Raw genomic sequence first — 20,118 nt, 5'->3', positions numbered from 1 at the left:
TGCTGATTCCTCCTTTAGACTTCTAGTTTTTTATCGATAATATAAGCAATTACATATATTATTAGAGCACTAACCATTACCATGAAACTTATATTAAAAATGTTAAATCCATTTTCTTGAAACATATTAATAAACAGACTCTTGCTTTCACTATGATATTCTACTCTTCGCAATACTTGGAAAGCTGGAGCTAATTTTCCTAGCAAGGTTGTCGCTAAAGTAATCGCTATATTTATTACTAGAAAAATAATAACGATTAGTATATTTTGCGCCTTTTTCTTTTTCGTAAGTAACTTAACTAGAGTAATTACTAATATGATTTGTAACACACTAAACAAAAACTCAAATAAATCGCTTATCGTATATATTAAATTATTAATTATGCCTACTTGCATAATCTCTTTTGCCTCTACATATACAGAAGTCGTAGGAAAAGCTAATATATAACTTACGTAGAAAAGAATTCCACATATCCCATACCATATAGCCATTGCGATAAATGAGAAAATAAGCATAGAAATTACATATTGTTTCCCAGATATTGCTGTAAGTCGTAACATTGGATTAGTTAGTAAGCGTGAATATGATTTCATTGTTTGTATAAACATATAAACAATATAAAAGAAAAATATAATCATAATGATTCCAAATATACCCTCTTGTCTACTGATAGCTGCATCACTTTTTCTTACAATCATTTGTGAAAATAACACAGCTTCAATTAGCACAAAGAATAAAAAAGTAACAATATATCTTTTCTTATTTACATTCCATAAATAGGAAAGTACTGACTTCACTTACTAAACACCTCCTTAAACAATTCATGAACTGCTTTTCCTCTCTGAAAACGAATTTCTTCTACATTTTCATATAGAACCATTTCTCCATCTTTTAAAAAGATCACTTCATCAAAAATATTTTCAATTTCATTTATTAAGTGAGTGGAAATTAATATCGTACAATCTTCTCTATAGAACTGTAGAATTAGATCCAATACATGTTCTCTAGAAAGAGGATCTATCCCGCCCAATGGCTCATCCAGTACGTATAGCTTCGCTTTTCGAGAAAATGTTAAAATGATTTGCAGCTTCTCTATCATACCTTTTGACAATGCTGTAATTTTTTCTTCTAACGGTATTTTAAATTCTGCAATCGTATCTACCGCTTTTTGAATATCGAAGTCTTTATAAAAATCCCGGTAGAAAAATAAAGCGTCTTTTACAGTCATCCAATCATCAAAGACTGGCTTATCGGACATGAATGAAACGATTTCTTTCGTCTGTAATCCTACCTTTTTACCGTCTATTGTGATACTACCTTCAGAAGGGTGTTGCAAGCCTGCAATCATTTTCAATAACGTCGTTTTCCCGCTCCCGTTATCTCCAACAAGCCCAACGATTTTCCCTTCCGTAATCTCTATGTTTAATTCACGGATCACTGCTTTTAATCCGTATCTCTTCCATAAGTTTTCTATTTTTAATAGCTCTGTCATTGGCTCTCCTCCCTCTTATCATGTAATGAAGAACGAAGAATTGTAAGAATTTCTTCTTCTGAAAAACCTAAATTGTCCATTCCATCTATAAAAGAATGAAGTAATTCTTTCGCCATCTCTTTTCGCAGCTCCATAATTTTCTCCCCTTCATTCGTTACATACCGTCCCATTCCTCTACGTGTTACAACAACTCCATCCCGTTCTAGCTCTTGAAATGTACGCTGAATCGTATTTGGATTCACTTGTAATTCACTCGCTAATTCACGGACAGAGGGAATTTTATCACCAGGCAATAAATGTCCTGTTACGATCTCTTTTTTTATGTATTCCATTACCTGAATGTAAATTGGTATATTTGGAGAAAACTCTATTTTCATTTCTTCCCTCCTTTTGTATCGGTGTACTAGTTAAATAATACACTGATACAAAAAGTTTGTAAATACCCATTTAATTACAAAAAATTCTATCCGTTAACCGAATAGAACTTTCCAAACATAAATCGCTATATAGAAATAATAGTGTTATGTAAACAAAATTATAAAGAAAAGCTGTCTTATCAATGAATAAGACAGCTTTTCTTTATAATCCTATATTAAAAGTTAAACACGAAGTCATCGTCAGCTAACTTTTCAACGTTCGTTGCTTTTACGTAACCATTTCCTTTTACAGAGAAGAAATCATGGTTTTTCGTATCTGTACGTAAACCATTTAAAACGATTGGGTTAATTTCTTCTTCTTCAAACTTCGGCTCAAGTCCTAAGTTCATAAGCCCTTTATTCGCATTGTAACGAACGAAACGATTTACATCTTCTACAAGACCGATAGAAGTGTAAATTTCTTCTGTATAGGCCATTTCAATTTCATATAGTTCCATTAATAACTCTTGTGTTTCTTTTTGCACTTCTTGTTGCTCTTCTGCAGAAAGTTCTGCGAAGATTTGTTGTGCTAAAATACCGACGAATACGCCGTGAATTGACTCATCACGAATTATCAAGTTAATAATCTCACCACTTGCTGTTAGTTTTCCTTGACCAGCTAAGTAAAGCGGATAGAAGAATCCACTATAGAATAAATAACTTTCTAAGAACACACTTGCTACCATTGCCATGTATAACTCTTTTTTCGTTACTTCAGGCTTTAACAAACGACGATAGTAACCAGTAATAATACCAGCCTTTTTCTCAAGTAATGGATGAGTATCTACCCATTCAAAAATATCATCAATTTCTTCTTCAGTAGCTAACGTCGTAAAGATATGACTGTAACTCTTCGCATGTACTTCTTCCATAGCTCCCATGAAAGCTAATACACTTTTTGCTTGTAAATTTTCAAGATGAACAAGTACAAGTGGCATCCCTTCGCCGCCTTGTTTCGTATCTAACAGTGTTAAACCACCTAATACACGCTTATAAGCAACCTGCTCTTCTTTTGATAATTGTGCCCAAGTATTTTTGTCAGAAGATACCGCGATTTCTTCTTCTGTCCAAAACTGAGCGATATTTTGCTTCCAAAACATTAAACTAAAATCATCTTCTTTTTTGTTCCAGTTTACCGCACGCATTAAATCGCCCCTTCTCTAAATATGATAACTAAGCATGAGCAGGGTTCAGAAAACCCTGCTCATCATGTCTCACTTTTTATATTAAACGGTACAAGCCACACACTCTTCTACGCTTAATTTACGTGTTCTCGTATAATACAGACTCTTTAAGCCTTTTTTATGTGCATAGATGTAGTAACGTGCTAATTCACGTGTTGAAATATCACTATTAACGTAAAGAATTGTACTAATTCCTTGGTCAATATGTTCTTGAATTTCTGCGATTAAATCAATTAATTTAAACTGATTTATATCGTAAGAAGATTTATAGTACCAGAACGTATCTTTTGATAAATACGGCATTGGATAATATGTTGTCGCGTTCGCATATGTTCTTGATTCGATTTGACTTACGATCGGCATTACGCTTGAAGTTGCATTTTGAACGTAACTGATTGATTGTGTTGGAGCGATAGCAAGACGATATGAGTTGTATAAACCATTCTTCTGCACTTGCTCTTTTAAACTTGTCCAATCTTCTTTTGTTGGAATATGAATTCCTTCAAATAGTTGCTGAACTTTTTCAGTTACTGGGCTGTAATCTGTTGTTTCATACTTTTCGAAGTATGTGCCATTCGCATAATCAGATTTATCGAAGTCTTTAAATGTCTCGCCTTTTTCTGTAGCGATTTCCATACTTTTCTCAATAGAATAGTAATTTAACATCATAAAGAATGTACGAGCGAATTCTTTCGCTTCTGCACTTTCATAAGCGATTTTATTTTTTGCTAAATATCCGTGTAAGTTCATTGCTCCAAGTCCAACTGAATGAAGCTCGTCATTTGCTTTTTTCACAGTTGGTGCATTCGGAATAATCGTCATATCAGAAACAGCTGTTAAAGCTTCCATTCCCGCATGAACTGCTTCACGAATTTCTTTATTTTCCATTACGTTTACGATATTTAACGATCCTAAGTTACAGTTAATATCACGACGGATAATGTCATCTGTACCGTAATCATTTATTTCTGAAGTTTCTTGAAGCTGGAAGATTTCTGTACATAAGTTCGACATCTTCACAGTTCCAATATCCTTCAATGGATGTTGATTATTTGCATTTGATTTAAACATTAAGTATGGGTAACCAGACTCAAGCTGAATCATAGCGATTTTAATAAGCATATCACGTGCACTAATATCTAGTGGCTTCTTCTTCACTTTCGGATTGCTCATTAATTCATCGTACATTTCATCAATGTCAATATCATCTAAATGCTTGCCATATTCTTTATAAACCGTATAAGGCGCGAAAACATGGAAAGGTTCGTTTTTCTCAGCAAGCTCAAAGAACTTACTTGGAACGATAATTCCGATTGATAGAGACTGAATACGGCTCTTCTCATCGGCATTTATTTTTTTTGTATCAAGGAATTCAATAATATCCCAATGGAAAATGTTTAAATATACTGCACCGGCACCTTTTCGTTGACCAAGCTGATTCGCATATGAAAACGAATCTTCAAGCAACTTCATAACAGGTACTACGCCACTTGCAGCGTTGTCAATACCTTTAATTTGCTCACCGCGTGCGCGTAGCTTAGATAAGTTTAAAGCTACTCCCCCGCCGATTTTCGATAATTGCATCGCAGTATTAATGTTAAAGCCGATTGAATTTAAGCTATCGTCCATCTCTAACAAGAAACAAGACACCATTTCTCCTCTTCTGCTTCTTCCCGCATTTAAAAAGGTTGGTGTCGCTGGTTGGTAGTTTTGTTTTACAATCATGCTTGCGAATTGTCTTGCCTTCGAAACATCACCGCGTCCTAAGTATAATGAAACAATTGCTACACGATCTTCATAGCTTTCTAAGTATTGTTTTTGATCATTCGTTTTTAACGCATAATCTTTGTAGAACTTAGATGCTGCCATATAAGATTGGAACTCGAAGTTTTCACCATAAGCGATGTTATATACTTCCTCTACTTCCTCCAAGCTATACTCGTCCAGAACGTTGTAATAGTAATCATGTTCTTTCATATACTCCATTCGCTCTGCCACGCTATTAAAAGGAACGGTATTCTCTCTAGCTTCTTCCATAAAGACTTCTAATGCCTCTTTATCTTTATGAAGCTGATAAAAACCGTCCTGCATTTGCGTGATTTCATTATTCAGTTCAATGTGTCGCAATCTCCCGCACCCTTTCCTTAAAATATTCTACATCGTTATTTGTTCCAGATAACTCAAATTTTGATACAATAGGCACTTCATATTTAGTAGAAATCTTGTCAGCACTTGCACCGAACATGTCTCCCCAGTTACGATTGCCGCTTGCAGATACGCCTTTTAATTTTTCATTATTGCGCTCTAAAAAGTCTAAAACACGTTCTGGTACATTGCCAAAACCTGTTGTATACGTAATAAGAATAAAGTCTTCATCTATTACTAGATCTTCATCAATTTGAACGGCCGGCATATTTAATTTGTGAATGAAACGCTTCACGTTTCCTGTCATAGAATCATATGCAACTAACATTTCCGACCCTCCCTCTCAAATCTATATTCTCTATATGTTGTTCTTGATTTCTCTATATATTGTATTACGTTTCAAAATAAGACACAAGATATATGTATAAATTCTTTCTTTTTTTAACTTTTACTTTTCGACATGATAGCCGTTTTTTTTCAATACAATGACTATGAAACAACATTCTAAAACTCATGTCAATAAAGTGCTTTTCAAAAAAGTTGTCAACGAATTTAACCTTATTTTTAAAAAAGTTAACAATATATTTTGTCATAAAACGGTAGATGCTGAAGAAATATATTTCTCCAGCATCACGCAAAAAAGAACAGATATAAAACGATAATCTGCTCTAAAAAACGATTACATTTATCAAATTTACCTTATTAAATATATTATACATATACTTTCGTCTCTCGTTACATACTAAAAGATAACTATTATAGAAAAAGATTATTATTATGGAACTTCAATTTATTTATGAAAAGTTTATTCAGAGTGCTCAATACGCAAAATATCTTTTACAAATATGTGATGTGGATTTTCATCTTTATCAAGCATTGTACATACAGGAGCCTCTTCATCAAAGTATACAATCATTCCTTCTACATACTGATATGTATGTTGAACTTGTACAGTTACTTTAATTTCTATCGCTTCTTCATATGCTCTTTTTATTTTCTGAAGCATTTTTGCTGAACATTTTCGTTTCTCTGGATACATAACCATTCCCATAAATCTATTGCCGGCTCTATCTTTCCACATATAATCCCAATGTGGTAAAATGCCTTGTTTAAAATCGCCCATAATTCCCCTCTCCTTTATCTTTTATTTATCCCACATTAAACGTCCAGTTGGTGAAGGTTACTAATCAGTGAGGGATGCCCTGCTGATCAAAATTCCCCTTTATGAACGTGGCGTTTCTGAATATGTATAAATCACTTGCCCGCCTCGCTGTGCGTTACCAATGAAATGCTTAAAGTCTTCTCTATTTACAACAACTTCTCTGAACGTATAAAATACATCTTTCGTAACAACATACTCCGTTATTTCACCATTTTTCAGCTGATCTAAAATTGTATTTGCTAATTCTTTATCCATGTATTTCACCTCTCTGCAATATTTTATTCTATCGTATATTCTATAGGTCAACAACTGTAAAATTATCCCGCTATTTGCGGGTAGTCCGATTGGTGTTGACTACTAATCAGTCGTGGAATGAACAAAAAATCTTACTGATTAACATTTCACTTTATCTTGTTGTTATGCCATGATTTTATTTTCGTTATTTCGCAAACAATATCGTTTTACTATATGTCCACTAAATATCATATACTAACATAGCTACTTCTCTATATCAAACATTTCGGCATTCAATTATGCAAAGTTCCATACCACTATGCTACAATATACAAATAGAACTAGGAGGGATACTATGATTCGGAAAGCAAAAAAGACAGATGCAATGGCAATAGCTCCTTTATTGTATAATGCTCTGCATGAAATTGCTGAAAAAATCACAGGTAGCACAGTTGAAGCAGAAGTATTACTAGGACTTGAGACATGGTTCTCAAAAGAAAATAACCGTCTGAGCTACGAAAACTGTTTTATTTATGAACAAGACGAGAGTGCAGTTGGAATTATTGTCGCTTATCACGGTAGTGAAGCAACACAGCTTGACGCACCAATTGTACATCACTTAAGAGAATTACATAAAGATGAATCGATTACGTTAGAAAAAGAAGCTGAGCTTGATGAGTATTACATTGATACATTATCAGTTTCAAGTGCACACGGTGGAAAAGGTATTGGTTCTAAATTAATTGAAGCTGCCGAAATCTATGCAACTGAAAAAGGGCATGAAAAAATCGCTTTACTTGTTAATTTAGAAAACACACGCGCCTATTCACTATACGAAAAGTTAGGTTATAAAAAAGATGAAATTGTTATGCTAGTAGGCGAACCTTATGCTCATCTCGTAAAACCATTAAACGTCAAAATTTCTATATCTTAAAAAGAAAGCACACGATTTATATAAATCGTGTGCTTTTATGTTAAATTCGTATTTAATATATTTCCATCCATCGCCTCGTGAAACGTATATGTTGTACATCCCCATGGCTTTCTATGCAAAATAGGAGAACCAGACCATCCCATTGCCCTCAGCTCCGTTCCAATCATCGAATTAAAATAATTATGACCTACAAGAGCAATACTTCCATGTACGAGAGCATAACGATGTAACAGGTAAGCCGCTTGCCTTGCCCTCTCTCTTACTTCCTTATAAGACTCAACATCTTTATGGTAGCCAAGTATCCATAATGTGCGCCCAATGAACATCCATACCTTAATTGTGCATTTCAACCACTTCGGAGCAAAAAAGTATGAAGGAACTTCAGCTTCTCTAAAAAGAGAGTTTTGCATAAAAGATAAAGAATCCGTTAATTCAGCTGCTGATTGTACAGCACGCCTTTGATCACTTGTTAAGACAAATTTCGCTGCTTCAATTGCCTCTATTGTTTCTATCGGCATTTTAGCTTTTTGTATCATTGACTCGGAATCATACTGTTTCATCCATTCGTGAAATGAATTAATTGTCATCGGTTCTCTTATACGACCTAAACAACCATGACGAATAAAAGAAATCTTCATTCTTTTCACTCTCCATTCATCACTTACGAACTCTATTATGCACTAGTTCTAAACATCATACCACGCAAGAAAAGAAAGTCATATACCTTTACATCTCCCCACCACTATCATGCGTTATCGAAGCATGGATACCATCCATCCCATCAAAATATGTACTCGTATCATACTGACGAATCTTTTTTAAATGCATATAAGAAAATAAAAATAAAATTAAAGCTATAACACTCCCCACAAATTCAAACATCATTTTACCGCCTCTAATTTCTCCCACTTCAGCAGGTTATTCTACTTTTTCATTATACCTCGATATAAAGATTCCCGCATTTTTGCTATTTTTTTCAAATAACATGGATTTTCTACATATTTTCTTACAAAAAGTGAATATTTTTCGAATTTTTACTTTGGAAACATTTACAAAGTAGGAAATATGGTTCAAAATAGGAGGAAATAAAAAAACCCAAATTTATTCTTTTTTTGGGAAAACTGTAACAAGGAGAGTTGCTTATGCAGATCGCAGAAACTGGAGATATCATCGAATTTAAAGGTGGAATGCAAGGCCGTGTTCAAAAAGTAAATCAAAACTCTGTTATTGTTGATATAACAATTATGAAGAATTTTAGAGAACTAGATATGGAACCTCTTACAGTTGTAAGTCATAAAAACTATACTGTCATTAATCAAAATGCATAATATAATAGAAAGAAAGGGCCTGTATAGTATACAGGCCCTTTCTTTCTATTAACGATTATCAATTGTTTCCGGATATAGATCGTGGTTCATCATGCGGTAGTCAGCCATTTGTTCATACTTCGTCCCTGGGCGACCGTAGTTGCAGTATGGATCAATTGAAATGCCACCACGTGGTGTGAATTTCCCCCATACCTCAATGTAACGTGGATCCATTAATTTAATTAAATCGTTCATAATAACGTTCATGCAATCTTCGTGGAAATCACCATGATTGCGGAAACTAAATAAATACAACTTTAAAGATTTACTCTCTACCATTTTTTGCTCTGGAATATAGCTAATATAAATTGTTGCAAAATCTGGTTGTCCTGTTTTCGGACATAAACTTGTAAATTCAGGACAATTGAATTTTACAAAATAATCACGGTTTGGATGATTATTATCAAATACCTCTAATATTTCTGGGCTATATTCAAATAAATATTTTGTATTTTGATTTCCTAATAATGTTACATCTTTTAAATCTTCATCTAATCTTCCAGTCATTTTAAACATCCCTTCTCGTTATACGCCGCGTTTATTTCCCCATACTAACGCATGAAGCTGAGGCAATACTTTTGCATCATTCATCTCTTTACAATTTACAGCTTTATCAATCAGCCACTCATACTTATCTAATAATTTTTTAATAAGCATCGCATCATCCACTGTTTTTGTATCATCGTTTCCTACTTGCAGGAAAAATGGTACACCTGGATAACGTTCGTGCATCTTAACTGCATATTCAAAATCATGATCATCGAATACTACTACTTTTAAACTAATATCTTTTCCTGCTAGTTTCTGAATAATAGCATCTAACTTCTGAAAATCTGTTTTCATCGTCGAACTTGGTGGTTTTGGAGAAATTGTTACCTCATCAATTTGAAGTAACCAATCTTGCCATTTACTCCCTTGCGTTTCAATTGCCGTTCGCATTCCATTTTCTTTTAATATTGAAAGAAGAAACTCAATATTTTTCAGTAATGCCGGATTTCCACCTGAAATCGTAACATGAGAAAAATTTTCTCCTCCAATTGCAACAAGCTCATCCCAAATATCTTCTGGTGTCATCTGTCTAATTTGATCTTTAGCTGATCCATCCCACGTAAAAGCAGAATCACACCAAGCACAGCTATAATCACAACCAGCTGTACGGATAAACATTGTCTTTTGCCCTACAACCATTCCTTCACCTTGAATAGTCGGACCGAATATTTCTAAGACAGGGATTTTACTCATCAAGCATCCACTCCCGTCTTACTTCCGCATAACTAGTCGGCGTCTCAAATAGACGAACAAATTCAACGCGAGCTCCTTTATATTCGTTCACTCGATTCTCTTTTGTTAGTGCTTCTGCCATCTTTTCATAAATCCAAACGACCATATTTTCAGCAGTCGTATTCATTGCAGGTAACGTTTCGTTTAAATAACGATGATCTAAATAAATTTCGATTTCATTCTTCCAAATTTCTTTTATATCTCCAAAGTCAATTGCAAGACCTATTTCATTTACATATCCACTAATTCCAAATACAACTTTATATGTGTGACCATGTAAGTTTTTACATTTCCCTTCATAACAGTGTAAATGGTGTGCTGCATCAAATGTAAATTCCTTGCTGACCATTACTCTTTTATTATGGTATTTGAGTTGTTTACGCTGAATATCCTTGTCCATTTTTTGCAAATTCTCTACGATGCGAAATCCAAAAAAGTTATCCATTAGTTGTTCGCTCCTTCGCGTTCCTGTAGGTACGTATCTAATCCTGCTTTACGAAGTTGACATGCTGGACATTCACCGCAACCATCACCAATGATTCCGTTATAACATGTTAATGTTTTTTCCCGAACAAACTCAAATGCTCCAAGTTCATCTGATAATTTCCATGTTTCAGCTTTATCAATCCACATAAGTGGCGTGTGAATGACAAACGGGTAATCCATAGATAAATTTAAAGTAACGTTTAACGATTTCACAAACACGTCACGGCAGTCTGGATAACCACTGAAATCAGTTTCACATACACCTGTTACAATATGACGTGCTCCAACTTGTTTTGCTAATACAGCAGCAAATGATAGGAAGAGTAAATTTCGTCCATCTACAAATGTCGATGGCAATTCACCTTCTTCATGTGTAATCTCCATATCCGTTCTCGTTAACGCATTTGGAGCAAGTTGATTTAATAGACTCATATCTAGTACCGTATGCTTTATTCCTAGCTCTTTTGCAATTTCCGCTGCACAATCAATTTCTAGCTTATGACGTTGATTGTAATTAAATGTTACAGCTTCTACCTCTGCAAACTGCTCTATTGCCCAAAATAAACATGTCGTACTATCTTGTCCTCCACTAAAAACAACAACTGCTTTTTCTTTTTTCATTTCACTCATTCTCCTTCTCTACTATAAATAAGAAGAAAGAACGTTCTTGAACTGTCACAATAAAAAAACAAAACAATACCTAAGGATATTGTTGTTTCCATAGTTTTTTATAGAGGGAGTTCGCGAACCTCTCCCGCGCGGTGCACGGAATTTCTTCTTTCATTGACACAGCTTATTGTAACATATTGTATACTAGCGTAAAAATTTCTGATTTTTCCGCTATTTATCATTTCATTTCTTTCATTTTATAGTATGATTAATTTAATATAAGAAGAGAGGAGGCATCCCACTGAAATCCTTTATTATTTATCTCTTTTTAAATATATTATTCATCCTGATTACAATGCTCGTATATCATTTATTTTGGAATCAAAAAGGGAAACGCTCTCCTAAATTAAATTCAGCTATATTCATTGTACTCTGTTGCCTCGCTACCGTACTCTGTATTACATTTGCAGCAAAAACAAATAATGGTTTTCAATTTGATATGCGCCATATTGTATTAATTGTCGGTACATTAACGGGAGGGCCTATTGCTGGTGGTTCTATCTTAGTTGTATTAAACATATATCGCTTATTATTAGGTGGGATCGGTGTTTTCCCATCTCTTATCGGTTCTGTTCTTCTATTTATTGTTCTATTATTAACATATAAATTTTTCAATCGAACTTCTAATCGTATAAAAATAACACTTGCTATTATCTACAGTCTCACATACGGATTTAGTTGGATACCCTTCTTCCTTTCAAAGGTTACAAATAAGACTGATTATATACCGCATATTATTGTGTATGAGTTATGTTCAATGCTTGGTACGATTCTAATTTTATATTTACTACACATATTACAAACTCAAGTTCGTCTCCAAAACGAACTTATAAATGCTGAAAAATTTCATTTAATTGGTGAAATGGCAGCGTCTATCTCTCATGAAATTCGCAATCCATTAACTTCAACAAAAGGGTTTTTACAACTGTTACAATCAGATACATGCACTGAGCAGGAACGAAAATTATATATCGACATTGCCATTAACGGCATTGAACAAGCAAATCATGTTCTTACAGATTATTTAACCTTTGCTAAACCAAGCATTGAAAAAGAACAAACATTACAGTTAGAAGAAGAATTACTACATGCATTGTCGTTAATTACACCGCTTGCTAATTTAACAAATGTACGTACTCATTATATAAAGCAAAGCACTTCTTTTTTTATCGCTGGAGAAAAGCAAAAACTAAATCAATGTTTATTAAATATTTTAAAAAATTGCATTGAGGCTATGCCAAAAGGCGGTGATCTTTATTTCACATTAGTTCCTGATCATAAGCATATTCAGTTATATATAAAAGATACAGGAGTCGGTATGGATTCAGAACAAGTAAAACGTCTTGGCTCGCCTTTCTATTCAACGAAAGAAAAAGGCACTGGACTTGGAATGATGGTCGTATTCAGTGTTGTTCAAGCTATGAATGGAAAAATTGATATTATAAGTGAAAAAGGAATCGGTACAACCTTTTTATTAACTTTTCCACTCATACAAAAAACGTGATGAAATAATCATCACGTTTTTTCTGTTCCTTCAACTAATTCAGCAAAAGCTTTCACTTTTCCGTGCGGTTGTTGATTTTCTTTACGCGCTTTCCAGGCGCGCTCTTCTTCTCGCTTCTTCTTAGACATATTTTTTCAACTCCTTCTTTTCTTTCTCCATGTAGTATTCCAAAATAAGAAAGAAAACTATGCACGTATCAAAAAAAGAAGTGGTTTCCCACTTCTTCCACTTTAGCGCTGCAAAATTGCATGTTTCGCCTCTTTTAATTGCGTAAGATGTCTTTGTTCATGCAAATCAAGAAATTGAACCCATTGATACAAATTCAGATCATTAAAAACAGGATGCTTTAATCCATTTTCAAATAGATCTTTTTCATCTATAACACTATGAAGCGCATGTAATAGTTCTTGTCGTGAATGTTCTAGTAATTGAATTCCTTGCTGTTTTTTCATTAAAGTTTCTGTTGGTTGCATTTGCTGAGGAGCTTCTCGTTTATGTGTGCGATCAAGCGTAAGTTGGAGGTCTTTAAATGGAGTCATGTTTCTTTCATTTTTTTGTAAAGCATATACAAGGGCAGACGTGACAGATTGTTCAACTAAATGCAAGTGGTGTAAAATTTGAATAATACTCCATTTATCACGGCGTGGCTTTACATTCACTTCTGTATCATTTAACATTTCAATTTCTGATAATAGCGTGCTTCGAGTAGACTGTAATGAGCTTACTAAACTTTCTAAACTCACATCCATATTAGATTGAAGCATACTTCTTTCCCCCCTTTTTGTTGGTGAAAAGAGGTGCTCCTTATTAGAAACACCTCTTTAGTATTCTGAATTTTCTTTTATTATCTCATCATTTTCCCATTATGTCGATGTTAAACATGTGAAAAAAAGCGCATGTTTTTTACAATTTTGTGTCGTCAATCGCATGTAACCATGCTTCAATTTCTGTAATAACACTTTTCACACAGCCTTCAGCAAATGGTGATGTTAAATTTGCAACTTCTACTAATTCTAAGAACGATTTACTTCCACCTTGTTGGCACAGATTCACATAATCTTCCCATGCCTCTTGTCTATTATCTCTTGCACGTTTCCAAAATTGTAGCGCACAAATTTGAGCAAGCGTGTAATCAATATAATAGAAAGGTGAGCTATAAATATGCCCTTGACGTTGCCAAAAACCACCGCGCTCTAAATAATCATTATCCTCATAATCACGATGCGGTAAATATTTCTTCTCTATGTTACGCCATGCTGTCTTACGCTCTTCAGGTGATGCTTCAGGATTTTCATATACATAATGTTGATATTCATCAACAGATACACCATAAGGTAAAAACAGAAGTGCTGAACTTAAGTGAGAGAAGTAATATTTATCTGCATCTTCTTCAAAGAATAGCTTCATCCATGGCCATGTAAAGAATTCCATACTCATAGAGTGGATTTCACATGCCTCATATGTTGGCCAATTATATTCTGGAATTTCAAATTTACGACTTTCATATACTTGGAAAGCATGACCTGCTTCATGTGTTAATACATCAATGTCACCAGATGTTCCATTAAAGTTTGAGAAAATAAACGGCGCTTTATAATTCTCAATATATGTACAATATCCGCCACCAGCTTTTCCTTTTTTCGCAACTAAATCTAATAAATCGTTATCTAGCATGAAATTGAAAAATTCATCTGTTTCAGCCGATAACTCTTTATACATGGTCTTTCCATGATCAACAATCCAATCCGCATCTCCTTTTGGAGTTGGGTTACCTGTAGCAAACTCAAAGTTTTCGTCGTAATAAGCTAACTTCTCTACACCGATACGTGCTTGTTGTCGCTTTCTTAATTCCGTTGTAACGGGAACGATATAATCCAGCACTTGCTGACGGTAATTAGCCACCATCTCCGCATTATAATCTGTACGGTACATTCTTGCATATCCAAGTTCAACAAAGGTTTTGAAACCTAAAGATTTTGCGATTTTCGTTCTCACTTTAACAAGCTCATCATAAATACGATCTAGTTCTTCCTCATTTCCAGCTAAAAATCCGTAGTATGCTTCACTTGCTGCTTTACGTTCGCTTCTTTCTTTTCCTTGCATAAACGGAATCAATTGCGATAACGTTCTTTCTTCTCCAGCAAAGTCAATTTTTGCGGATGCTAATAACTGTGTATATTGCGACGATAATTTATTTTCTAATTGTAAATCTTTCACGACTTCATCTGAATATGTTTTTAAATCACATTCTGCTAGAGCAAATAATTGTTTTCCATAATACGCCTCTAATTCTTCACGAAATGGAGAATTAATAAGTGCCTTATAATATTTTGTACCATATCCTTGTACAACTGGAGAGAATTCATCAAAGAAATCCTGCTCCTCCTTATAAAAAGTATCCGTCGTATCAACAGAATGGCGAATGTAACAAAGGTTTCCCATTGTACCAAAATCGTTGCGAATTTCATTAATTGAATGAATGACTTGTTTTTGTTCTTCTACAGTTTTTGCGTTATCAAACTTCTCTAAAGCAACAGTAAATTTCTCTTTTAACTCTTCAATATTTGGGCGTTTATATTCATAGTCTTTAAATGACATGAACGAGCCTCCTCTCCATTACATACCTTTATTATAATTCAATACGTATTCTCGAATTCCCTCTTAATTTTCAACAAAATTCGGCAGTGACTACTCTGAGTTCATTGCAAATAAAAAAGCCCTGGATTTATTTATCCAAAGCTCCTTTGGAACATATTATTATTTTTCATACTTCCCAATTTTTTTTAATAGATCAAGTAATTCATCTTTTTCATCTTTCGTTAACATTTCAAAAGACTGATGTATAACTTTCTCATGCCCCGGAAAAATAGAAGCAATAAAGTTCTCGCCAGACTCAGTTAATTGCGCGTAAATAACACGTCTGTCATTCGGACATGGGATTCTCTTTACTAATCCCTTTTTCTCCAGCTTATCTACAACATATGTAATGCTGCCACTGGCTATTAAAATGCGCTCACCAATTTGCTGGAGTGGTTGACCGCCTTTATGATATAGCAGTTCTAATACAGCAAATTCAGTTGGATTTAATCCGTTACTTTGTATAGATTTATTTGTAGTATCCATAACAGAACGATGTACACGAGATAATGCAATAAATACTTTTAAAGATTGAGAAATATCTTCTCGTTCATTATTTGATGTCATACAACTTTCAACCCTTCACTTAAATTCTCACCAATAAAAAGAAAATGCCACTTCATACTTCATGTGAATTCCGAATGAGCATTCACTCATCCATTTCCTCTCCCCCTAATATATTAAGAATCATTCTTGAATAAAAACATGACAATTTTAACATAGTTTATATATAATGATAATAAAAAAGAAGGAGTACCACATTTGAAAGTCAAATTCCAAAGCATAATTATATATATATTGCTTGTTATCCTACCGACAATAGGGATTGGTGCTACATTTTATTCGTATCATACATATAAAATGAAACAGGAAAACAAATTATCCGCTCATACAGTTCTCTTTTTATATAGAGATTATTTAGATCATCATCTTGGTGAAGCAATTTCTGCTTTAGACATGCTTGCAAAAGTTGTAGGCACCGAGACTGGTAATATAAACGGCATTAAACAAATTGTACATGATACAGATGGGAACGATGCACGCTTTTCTGGTTTATATTACGCTACACCAGAAGGGGTCATTACAATCGCATCTGAAGATGAATCAAAGCCTATTGATGTTTCAGACCGTAAATATATTCAAGACGTGCTACAAACTAAAAAAACCACTGTATCATCAGTCATTACTGATCGCGTTCTTGGACATAAAGCTATTATGATTGCTACCCCCATATTCAATAAACAGAAAGAGCTCTCAGGATTATTATTAGCTAGTTTACGCTTTGATTACATTTCATCTTCTTTAAATGCCATTAAACCACAATACCATTTTGAGGTAACTGATAAACATGATGTAGTTTTTCTAACCGATGATAATAACGACACAAGTGATACGCATTCTAATATGCTTACTACCCCACTCCAAAGATTAAATTGGAAGGTCTCTGTTTCTCCATTACCTATTCATCAGAAAACCTTATACCAGTGGGTTGCAATAGAGTGTATCGCTACTTTATTTTTAATGTCTATTTTATTTTTACTTGCTCAATATATGTTGTTAAAACGTCAAACAAAACTTGAAAGACAACAAAACGAACTACAGAAAATTGAATTAGTTGGAACTTTTGCAGCAAGTACAGCACACGAAATCCGTAATCCTCTTACTGGAATTAAAGGACTCGTCGCTCTATTAAAAGAGAAATATAAAGATGAACAAGATCAGTTCTACTTTTCCGTAATTGAACAAGAAATAGAGCGAATCAATGAAATTGTAAGTGAATTTCTTATTCTCGGAAAGCCAACCGCCATCATCGAACAAACATATGATGTAAGAACAATTCTAAATGAGGTAGCATTAATTATTCAATCTGAGGCGAATTTACATAACATTGTATTCCATTTACATTTGCCAGACCATCCCGTTCATATCCGTTGTTCGAAAGACCATATGAAACAAGTGGTTTTAAACATTACAAAAAATGCAATTGAGGCTATGACTTCTAGTGATACACTAACCATTGTAGTAAAAAACAATGAAACACATGCACAATTACAGATTATAGATACTGGGAAAGGGATTCCACAACATATTCAAAAACACCTCTTTCATCCGTTCTTTACTAATAAAGATACTGGAACAGGTCTTGGACTTGTCATATGTAAACGAATTGTAGAGATGTATAATGGGCATATTTTTATTGACAGTACAGAAAACGAAGGAACGACAGTTCATATCGAAATTCCGTTACACATAGTATAATTATCCTTATCCTATAAGGGTAATTATACTTATTTCATAAAACCAGCGACAAGCATTCGCCAAAAATTATTTGATTTTCCTTCATACCCGATTTGGAAAATAGGTATTTTTATAATTGAAAACCATTTCGGTGTTTGTTTTTCTTTATAACGCTGATATTGTAAAATAAGCTTGTCCAATTCTTGACTAACTTGAATTGTCTCCTTACTATTTAGCCCACTTGTTAATCCTAGTTGAATCATTTCTTCACGTTTCATATGAATATCACGTGAAAGCTTTTCTAATGTGTACTTCCTTTTTACAGTAAACATCCATATCCCCCTTATTATACTTCCATGCTCTCAAGTTCACTTCTCCATTGACTTTTTTAACTACTTAATCATATGCAAATTTGAAGAATCAGAAAATTTAACATTTTCTCCCTGTAATTTACAAATCTTTACCCTCACTTTGAGAATTATTACAAATTATTCTATCTTTGTAAATACATTCGCAATAATAGACATTTTTTTCATCTTCTTTTTTTACAAATTCTACGTAAACCGGGGATTCTTAATTTTCCACCTACTTTTCTTCGACATTTTTTGTTTAATTTATATAAAAAAGCAAAACATAATGATGATTGATAAAGTGAAACTTTCATCAGTGTTTTTTGTTCAGCCCCACTGATTATTAGCATTCACCAATCGGGCGTTTATTGGCAGTGAATCTCCCACCTATCCAGCCCAATGTTGAGGTGGGAGTCTTACTACCCACAAATAGCGGGATAACAAGAGAAAGGAAATATTTATATGCGAAAATATACGATTGCATTATTCATCATTGTTTTGTTTTTACCGTCCTTCTTATTTCCTATTCAAGCAACTGCTCATACGAATAAAGTTGCTATTGTCATTGATGATTTCGGCAATAATATGAAGGGGACTAATCAAATGTTGTCACTTCCAATTCCACTAACTGTTGCTGTTATGCCTTTTCTTCCTTCCACAAAAGAAGATGCAATAGCTGCCCATAAGAAAGGCCATGAAGTTATTATACATATGCCAATGGAACCTATTAAAGGTAAAAAAGAATGGCTTGGGCCGAAAGCCATTACAACCGATTTAAGCGATGAAGAAATAAACAACCGACTTGAACAAGCTATTCAAGAAGTTCCGCATGCAATTGGAATGAACAATCATATGGGGTCAAAAGTAACAGCGGATGAAAGAATTGTTCGCCTTATACTTGCTGCTTGTAAAAAACACGGTTTATTTTACTTAGATAGTAAAACGAATCCTAAGAGTGTCGTCCCAAAAATCGGAAAAGAATTAGGAGTTCCTATTATTGAAAACCAACTATTTTTTGATGATGTGTATACAGCAGGACATATTTCAAAACAAGCCCAATTACTCATCAAAAAAATTCAAGAAAAGCCTATTATGGTAGCTATCGGGCATGTGGGCCCCCCAGGTGAAATTACATCACGCGTTATTGAAACTTCTATCCCTAAAATTCGTGAGCATGCAGACTTTATTTTTTTATCTGATCTAGCATTATCCCCGCCTCCTGTTTCAAAATAAAGTTCATTACTCACATATAACCAGCCCTAACCAATCGGGCTTTTACGGGAAGCCCCCCATTGCTTTCACTGAATTTTGAGGTGGGGATCTTACCGCCCAAAAATAACGGGACAAAAAAGTACCTATCTGTATATAACAGATAGGTACTTTTCTTTTTAACTTAAATATAATCTACATGACTCACTCTGAATCCTTTTTTCTCTATTTTTCCGATTAATTGCTTTAATCTTGTTTCATCTAACTCATCTGATATATTTACAATAACCCGACGGATATATTGATCACCGTTATCGAGTGTAAACAAACCACCGATATTATATGCTTTTAACAATGTCCCAAGCTCTTTAATCGTCCCCTTACAATCTTGTGTTGCAATTGTTAATATATAACCACCTGTTCGCATACCAAATGAATCTTCAATAACATCAAATATATTCGAATGCGTTAACATACCGACAAATTCATTATAATCATTTAGCACGGCTAAAAACGGAAGCCGACGAATTACATAAAAGGCTCTGAAGAAGGAATCCTTTTCAAAAATAAATGCATTGGAATTGTCAAGCATATCTCCTGCACTTACATGATCTAATCCGCTATTGCATTTTTTTTCTAATAAATCTACTTTATAAATAATCCCCGTGAATTTCTTCTCATCTTCTGCTAATACCGGGATGGCTCGAAATCCCGTTTCGTTCATCATTTGCAGTGCCTCTTCACCAGAATCATTTATTTTGCAAAATGTTACTTGCTGCTTTGGCAGAAAATGATATTTAACTCGCAAAA

The 20,118-nt window shown here is 34.1% G+C and carries 25 protein-coding genes and 1 riboswitch; of the genes, 5 read left to right on the top strand and 20 right to left on the bottom strand.

Translation table 11 applies throughout. The features are described from left to right. Positions 1-14: 14 nt before the first annotated feature. The 8 genes from ACS2FK_RS07825 to ACS2FK_RS07790 all read right to left on the bottom strand — a co-directional run bounded on the left by ACS2FK_RS07825 (position 15) and on the right by ACS2FK_RS07790 (position 6,654). Positions 15-797, bottom strand: a complete 783-nt coding sequence (locus ACS2FK_RS07825) for a hypothetical protein (protein ID WP_000843919.1) — start codon at positions 795-797, stop codon at positions 15-17. Further along, positions 794-1,492, bottom strand: a complete 699-nt coding sequence (locus tag ACS2FK_RS07820) for an ABC transporter ATP-binding protein (RefSeq protein ID WP_000137747.1) — start codon at positions 1,490-1,492, stop codon at positions 794-796. The genes ACS2FK_RS07825 and ACS2FK_RS07820 overlap by 4 nt, the downstream gene beginning before the upstream one ends. Next, positions 1,489-1,869: a GntR family transcriptional regulator gene (locus ACS2FK_RS07815; protein WP_000687503.1), complete on the bottom strand. Its 381-nt coding sequence runs from the start codon at positions 1,867-1,869 to the stop codon at positions 1,489-1,491. Before ACS2FK_RS07815 ends, ACS2FK_RS07820 begins: the two co-directional genes overlap by 4 nt. A gap of 215 nt (positions 1,870-2,084) precedes the next feature. Then, on the bottom strand, positions 2,085-3,053 hold the full coding sequence (nrdF, locus tag ACS2FK_RS07810) for a class 1b ribonucleoside-diphosphate reductase subunit beta (protein ID WP_001203020.1): 969 nt from the start codon (positions 3,051-3,053) through the stop codon (positions 2,085-2,087). Between the two features lie 81 nt (positions 3,054-3,134). Further along, a complete protein-coding gene (gene nrdE / locus ACS2FK_RS07805) occupies positions 3,135-5,219 on the bottom strand; it encodes a class 1b ribonucleoside-diphosphate reductase subunit alpha (RefSeq protein WP_001215838.1) in 2,085 nt (694 codons plus the stop codon). Then, on the bottom strand, positions 5,206-5,565 hold the full coding sequence (gene nrdI / locus ACS2FK_RS07800; protein WP_000959447.1) for a class Ib ribonucleoside-diphosphate reductase assembly flavoprotein NrdI: 360 nt from the start codon (positions 5,563-5,565) through the stop codon (positions 5,206-5,208). Before nrdI ends, nrdE begins: the two co-directional genes overlap by 14 nt. 477 nt (positions 5,566-6,042) lie before the next feature. Continuing rightward, positions 6,043-6,360 (bottom strand): hypothetical protein, encoded by a 318-nt coding sequence (locus ACS2FK_RS07795; protein WP_000502199.1) that lies wholly within the window; start codon positions 6,358-6,360, stop codon positions 6,043-6,045. A gap of 99 nt (positions 6,361-6,459) precedes the next feature. Next, positions 6,460-6,654 (bottom strand): hypothetical protein, encoded by a 195-nt coding sequence (locus ACS2FK_RS07790; RefSeq protein ID WP_000356686.1) that lies wholly within the window; start codon positions 6,652-6,654, stop codon positions 6,460-6,462. 334 nt (positions 6,655-6,988) lie between these two features. On the opposite strand from ACS2FK_RS07790, the gene ACS2FK_RS07785 reads away from it, so the two are divergent. Beyond that, complete coding sequence (locus tag ACS2FK_RS07785) at positions 6,989-7,567, top strand: GNAT family N-acetyltransferase (protein WP_000619547.1); 579 nt, start codon at positions 6,989-6,991, stop codon at positions 7,565-7,567. Between the two features lie 35 nt (positions 7,568-7,602). On the opposite strand, the gene ACS2FK_RS07780 is transcribed toward ACS2FK_RS07785, so the two are convergent. Together ACS2FK_RS07780 and ACS2FK_RS07775 are read right to left on the bottom strand one after the other, a co-directional pair. After that, positions 7,603-8,205, bottom strand: a complete 603-nt coding sequence (locus ACS2FK_RS07780) for a hypothetical protein (RefSeq protein ID WP_000703093.1) — start codon at positions 8,203-8,205, stop codon at positions 7,603-7,605. A gap of 88 nt (positions 8,206-8,293) precedes the next feature. Next, positions 8,294-8,449, bottom strand: coding sequence for a hypothetical protein (locus ACS2FK_RS07775; RefSeq protein WP_000461432.1), 156 nt, complete (start codon positions 8,447-8,449; stop codon positions 8,294-8,296). Positions 8,450-8,709: 260 nt separating this feature from the next. On the opposite strand from ACS2FK_RS07775, the gene ACS2FK_RS07770 reads away from it, so the two are divergent. Beyond that, positions 8,710-8,895: a YkvS family protein gene (locus ACS2FK_RS07770; RefSeq protein ID WP_001165082.1), complete on the top strand. Its 186-nt coding sequence runs from the start codon at positions 8,710-8,712 to the stop codon at positions 8,893-8,895. Positions 8,896-8,943: 48 nt separating this feature from the next. On the opposite strand, the gene queF is transcribed toward ACS2FK_RS07770, so the two are convergent. Genes queF through queC form a run of 4 tightly spaced genes read right to left on the bottom strand, consistent with a single transcriptional unit; the run spans position 8,944 to position 11,322 of the window. Then, positions 8,944-9,441 (bottom strand): preQ(1) synthase, encoded by a 498-nt coding sequence (gene queF, locus ACS2FK_RS07765; protein WP_001986050.1) that lies wholly within the window; start codon positions 9,439-9,441, stop codon positions 8,944-8,946. 18 nt (positions 9,442-9,459) lie between these two features. Then, a complete protein-coding gene (gene queE, locus ACS2FK_RS07760; RefSeq protein WP_000036299.1) occupies positions 9,460-10,176 on the bottom strand; it encodes a 7-carboxy-7-deazaguanine synthase QueE in 717 nt (238 codons plus the stop codon). After that, positions 10,169-10,660 (bottom strand): 6-carboxytetrahydropterin synthase QueD, encoded by a 492-nt coding sequence (queD, locus tag ACS2FK_RS07755; protein WP_000368414.1) that lies wholly within the window; start codon positions 10,658-10,660, stop codon positions 10,169-10,171. Before queD ends, queE begins: the two co-directional genes overlap by 8 nt. After that, positions 10,660-11,322 (bottom strand): 7-cyano-7-deazaguanine synthase QueC, encoded by a 663-nt coding sequence (gene queC, locus ACS2FK_RS07750; protein WP_000711595.1) that lies wholly within the window; start codon positions 11,320-11,322, stop codon positions 10,660-10,662. The genes queD and queC overlap by 1 nt, the downstream gene beginning before the upstream one ends. Positions 11,323-11,415: 93 nt before the next feature. Beyond that, positions 11,416-11,459: riboswitch (PreQ1 riboswitch) on the bottom strand. Between the two features lie 206 nt (positions 11,460-11,665). Between queC and kinB the strand changes: the two genes are divergently transcribed. After that, positions 11,666-12,874, top strand: coding sequence for a sporulation sensor histidine kinase KinB (gene kinB / locus ACS2FK_RS07745; RefSeq protein ID WP_000964151.1), 1,209 nt, complete (start codon positions 11,666-11,668; stop codon positions 12,872-12,874). An 11-nt stretch (positions 12,875-12,885) separates the two neighbouring features. On the opposite strand, the gene ACS2FK_RS07740 is transcribed toward kinB, so the two are convergent. The 4 genes from ACS2FK_RS07740 to ACS2FK_RS07725 form a co-directional block, all read right to left on the bottom strand. Further along, positions 12,886-13,002 (bottom strand): DUF6254 family protein, encoded by a 117-nt coding sequence (locus ACS2FK_RS07740; protein WP_000038355.1) that lies wholly within the window; start codon positions 13,000-13,002, stop codon positions 12,886-12,888. A 102-nt stretch (positions 13,003-13,104) separates the two neighbouring features. Beyond that, positions 13,105-13,638 carry a DinB family protein gene (locus ACS2FK_RS07735; RefSeq protein ID WP_000941977.1) on the bottom strand — a complete coding sequence of 178 codons (534 nt, stop codon included), beginning with the start codon at positions 13,636-13,638 and terminating at the stop codon, positions 13,105-13,107. Positions 13,639-13,777: 139 nt separating this feature from the next. Continuing rightward, positions 13,778-15,472: a M3 family oligoendopeptidase gene (locus ACS2FK_RS07730; protein WP_063546912.1), complete on the bottom strand. Its 1,695-nt coding sequence runs from the start codon at positions 15,470-15,472 to the stop codon at positions 13,778-13,780. A gap of 159 nt (positions 15,473-15,631) precedes the next feature. Continuing rightward, the gene (locus tag ACS2FK_RS07725; protein WP_000203336.1) at positions 15,632-16,078 is read right to left on the bottom strand and encodes a MarR family winged helix-turn-helix transcriptional regulator; all 447 of its coding nucleotides are present in this window, start codon (positions 16,076-16,078) and stop codon (positions 15,632-15,634) included. A gap of 195 nt (positions 16,079-16,273) precedes the next feature. Between ACS2FK_RS07725 and ACS2FK_RS07720 the strand changes: the two genes are divergently transcribed. Then, positions 16,274-17,770, top strand: a complete 1,497-nt coding sequence (locus ACS2FK_RS07720; RefSeq protein WP_053564935.1) for a DUF3149 domain-containing protein — start codon at positions 16,274-16,276, stop codon at positions 17,768-17,770. A gap of 29 nt (positions 17,771-17,799) precedes the next feature. On the opposite strand, the gene ACS2FK_RS07715 is transcribed toward ACS2FK_RS07720, so the two are convergent. Further along, entirely contained in the window at positions 17,800-18,081 is a 282-nt protein-coding gene (locus ACS2FK_RS07715; RefSeq protein WP_063546911.1) for an aspartyl-phosphate phosphatase Spo0E family protein, read from the bottom strand. A 480-nt stretch (positions 18,082-18,561) separates the two neighbouring features. Here ACS2FK_RS07715 and ACS2FK_RS07710 point away from each other — a divergent pair, with 480 nt between their 5' ends. Beyond that, the gene (locus tag ACS2FK_RS07710; RefSeq protein ID WP_001234111.1) at positions 18,562-19,332 is read left to right on the top strand and encodes a divergent polysaccharide deacetylase family protein; all 771 of its coding nucleotides are present in this window, start codon (positions 18,562-18,564) and stop codon (positions 19,330-19,332) included. Positions 19,333-19,492: 160 nt separating this feature from the next. On the opposite strand, the gene cbpA is transcribed toward ACS2FK_RS07710, so the two are convergent. Further along, a complete protein-coding gene (cbpA, locus tag ACS2FK_RS07705) occupies positions 19,493-20,116 on the bottom strand; it encodes a cyclic di-AMP binding protein CbpA (RefSeq protein ID WP_053564936.1) in 624 nt (207 codons plus the stop codon). Positions 20,117-20,118 lie beyond the last annotated feature (2 nt).

The sequence above is a fragment of the Bacillus cereus group sp. BceL220 genome (assembly GCF_051776965.1).
Taxonomy (GTDB): domain Bacteria; phylum Bacillota; class Bacilli; order Bacillales; family Bacillaceae_G; genus Bacillus_A; species Bacillus_A cereus.
The sequence above is the reverse complement of the archived record's forward strand: the minus strand, read 5'-3'. Positions and strand labels throughout refer to the sequence as shown.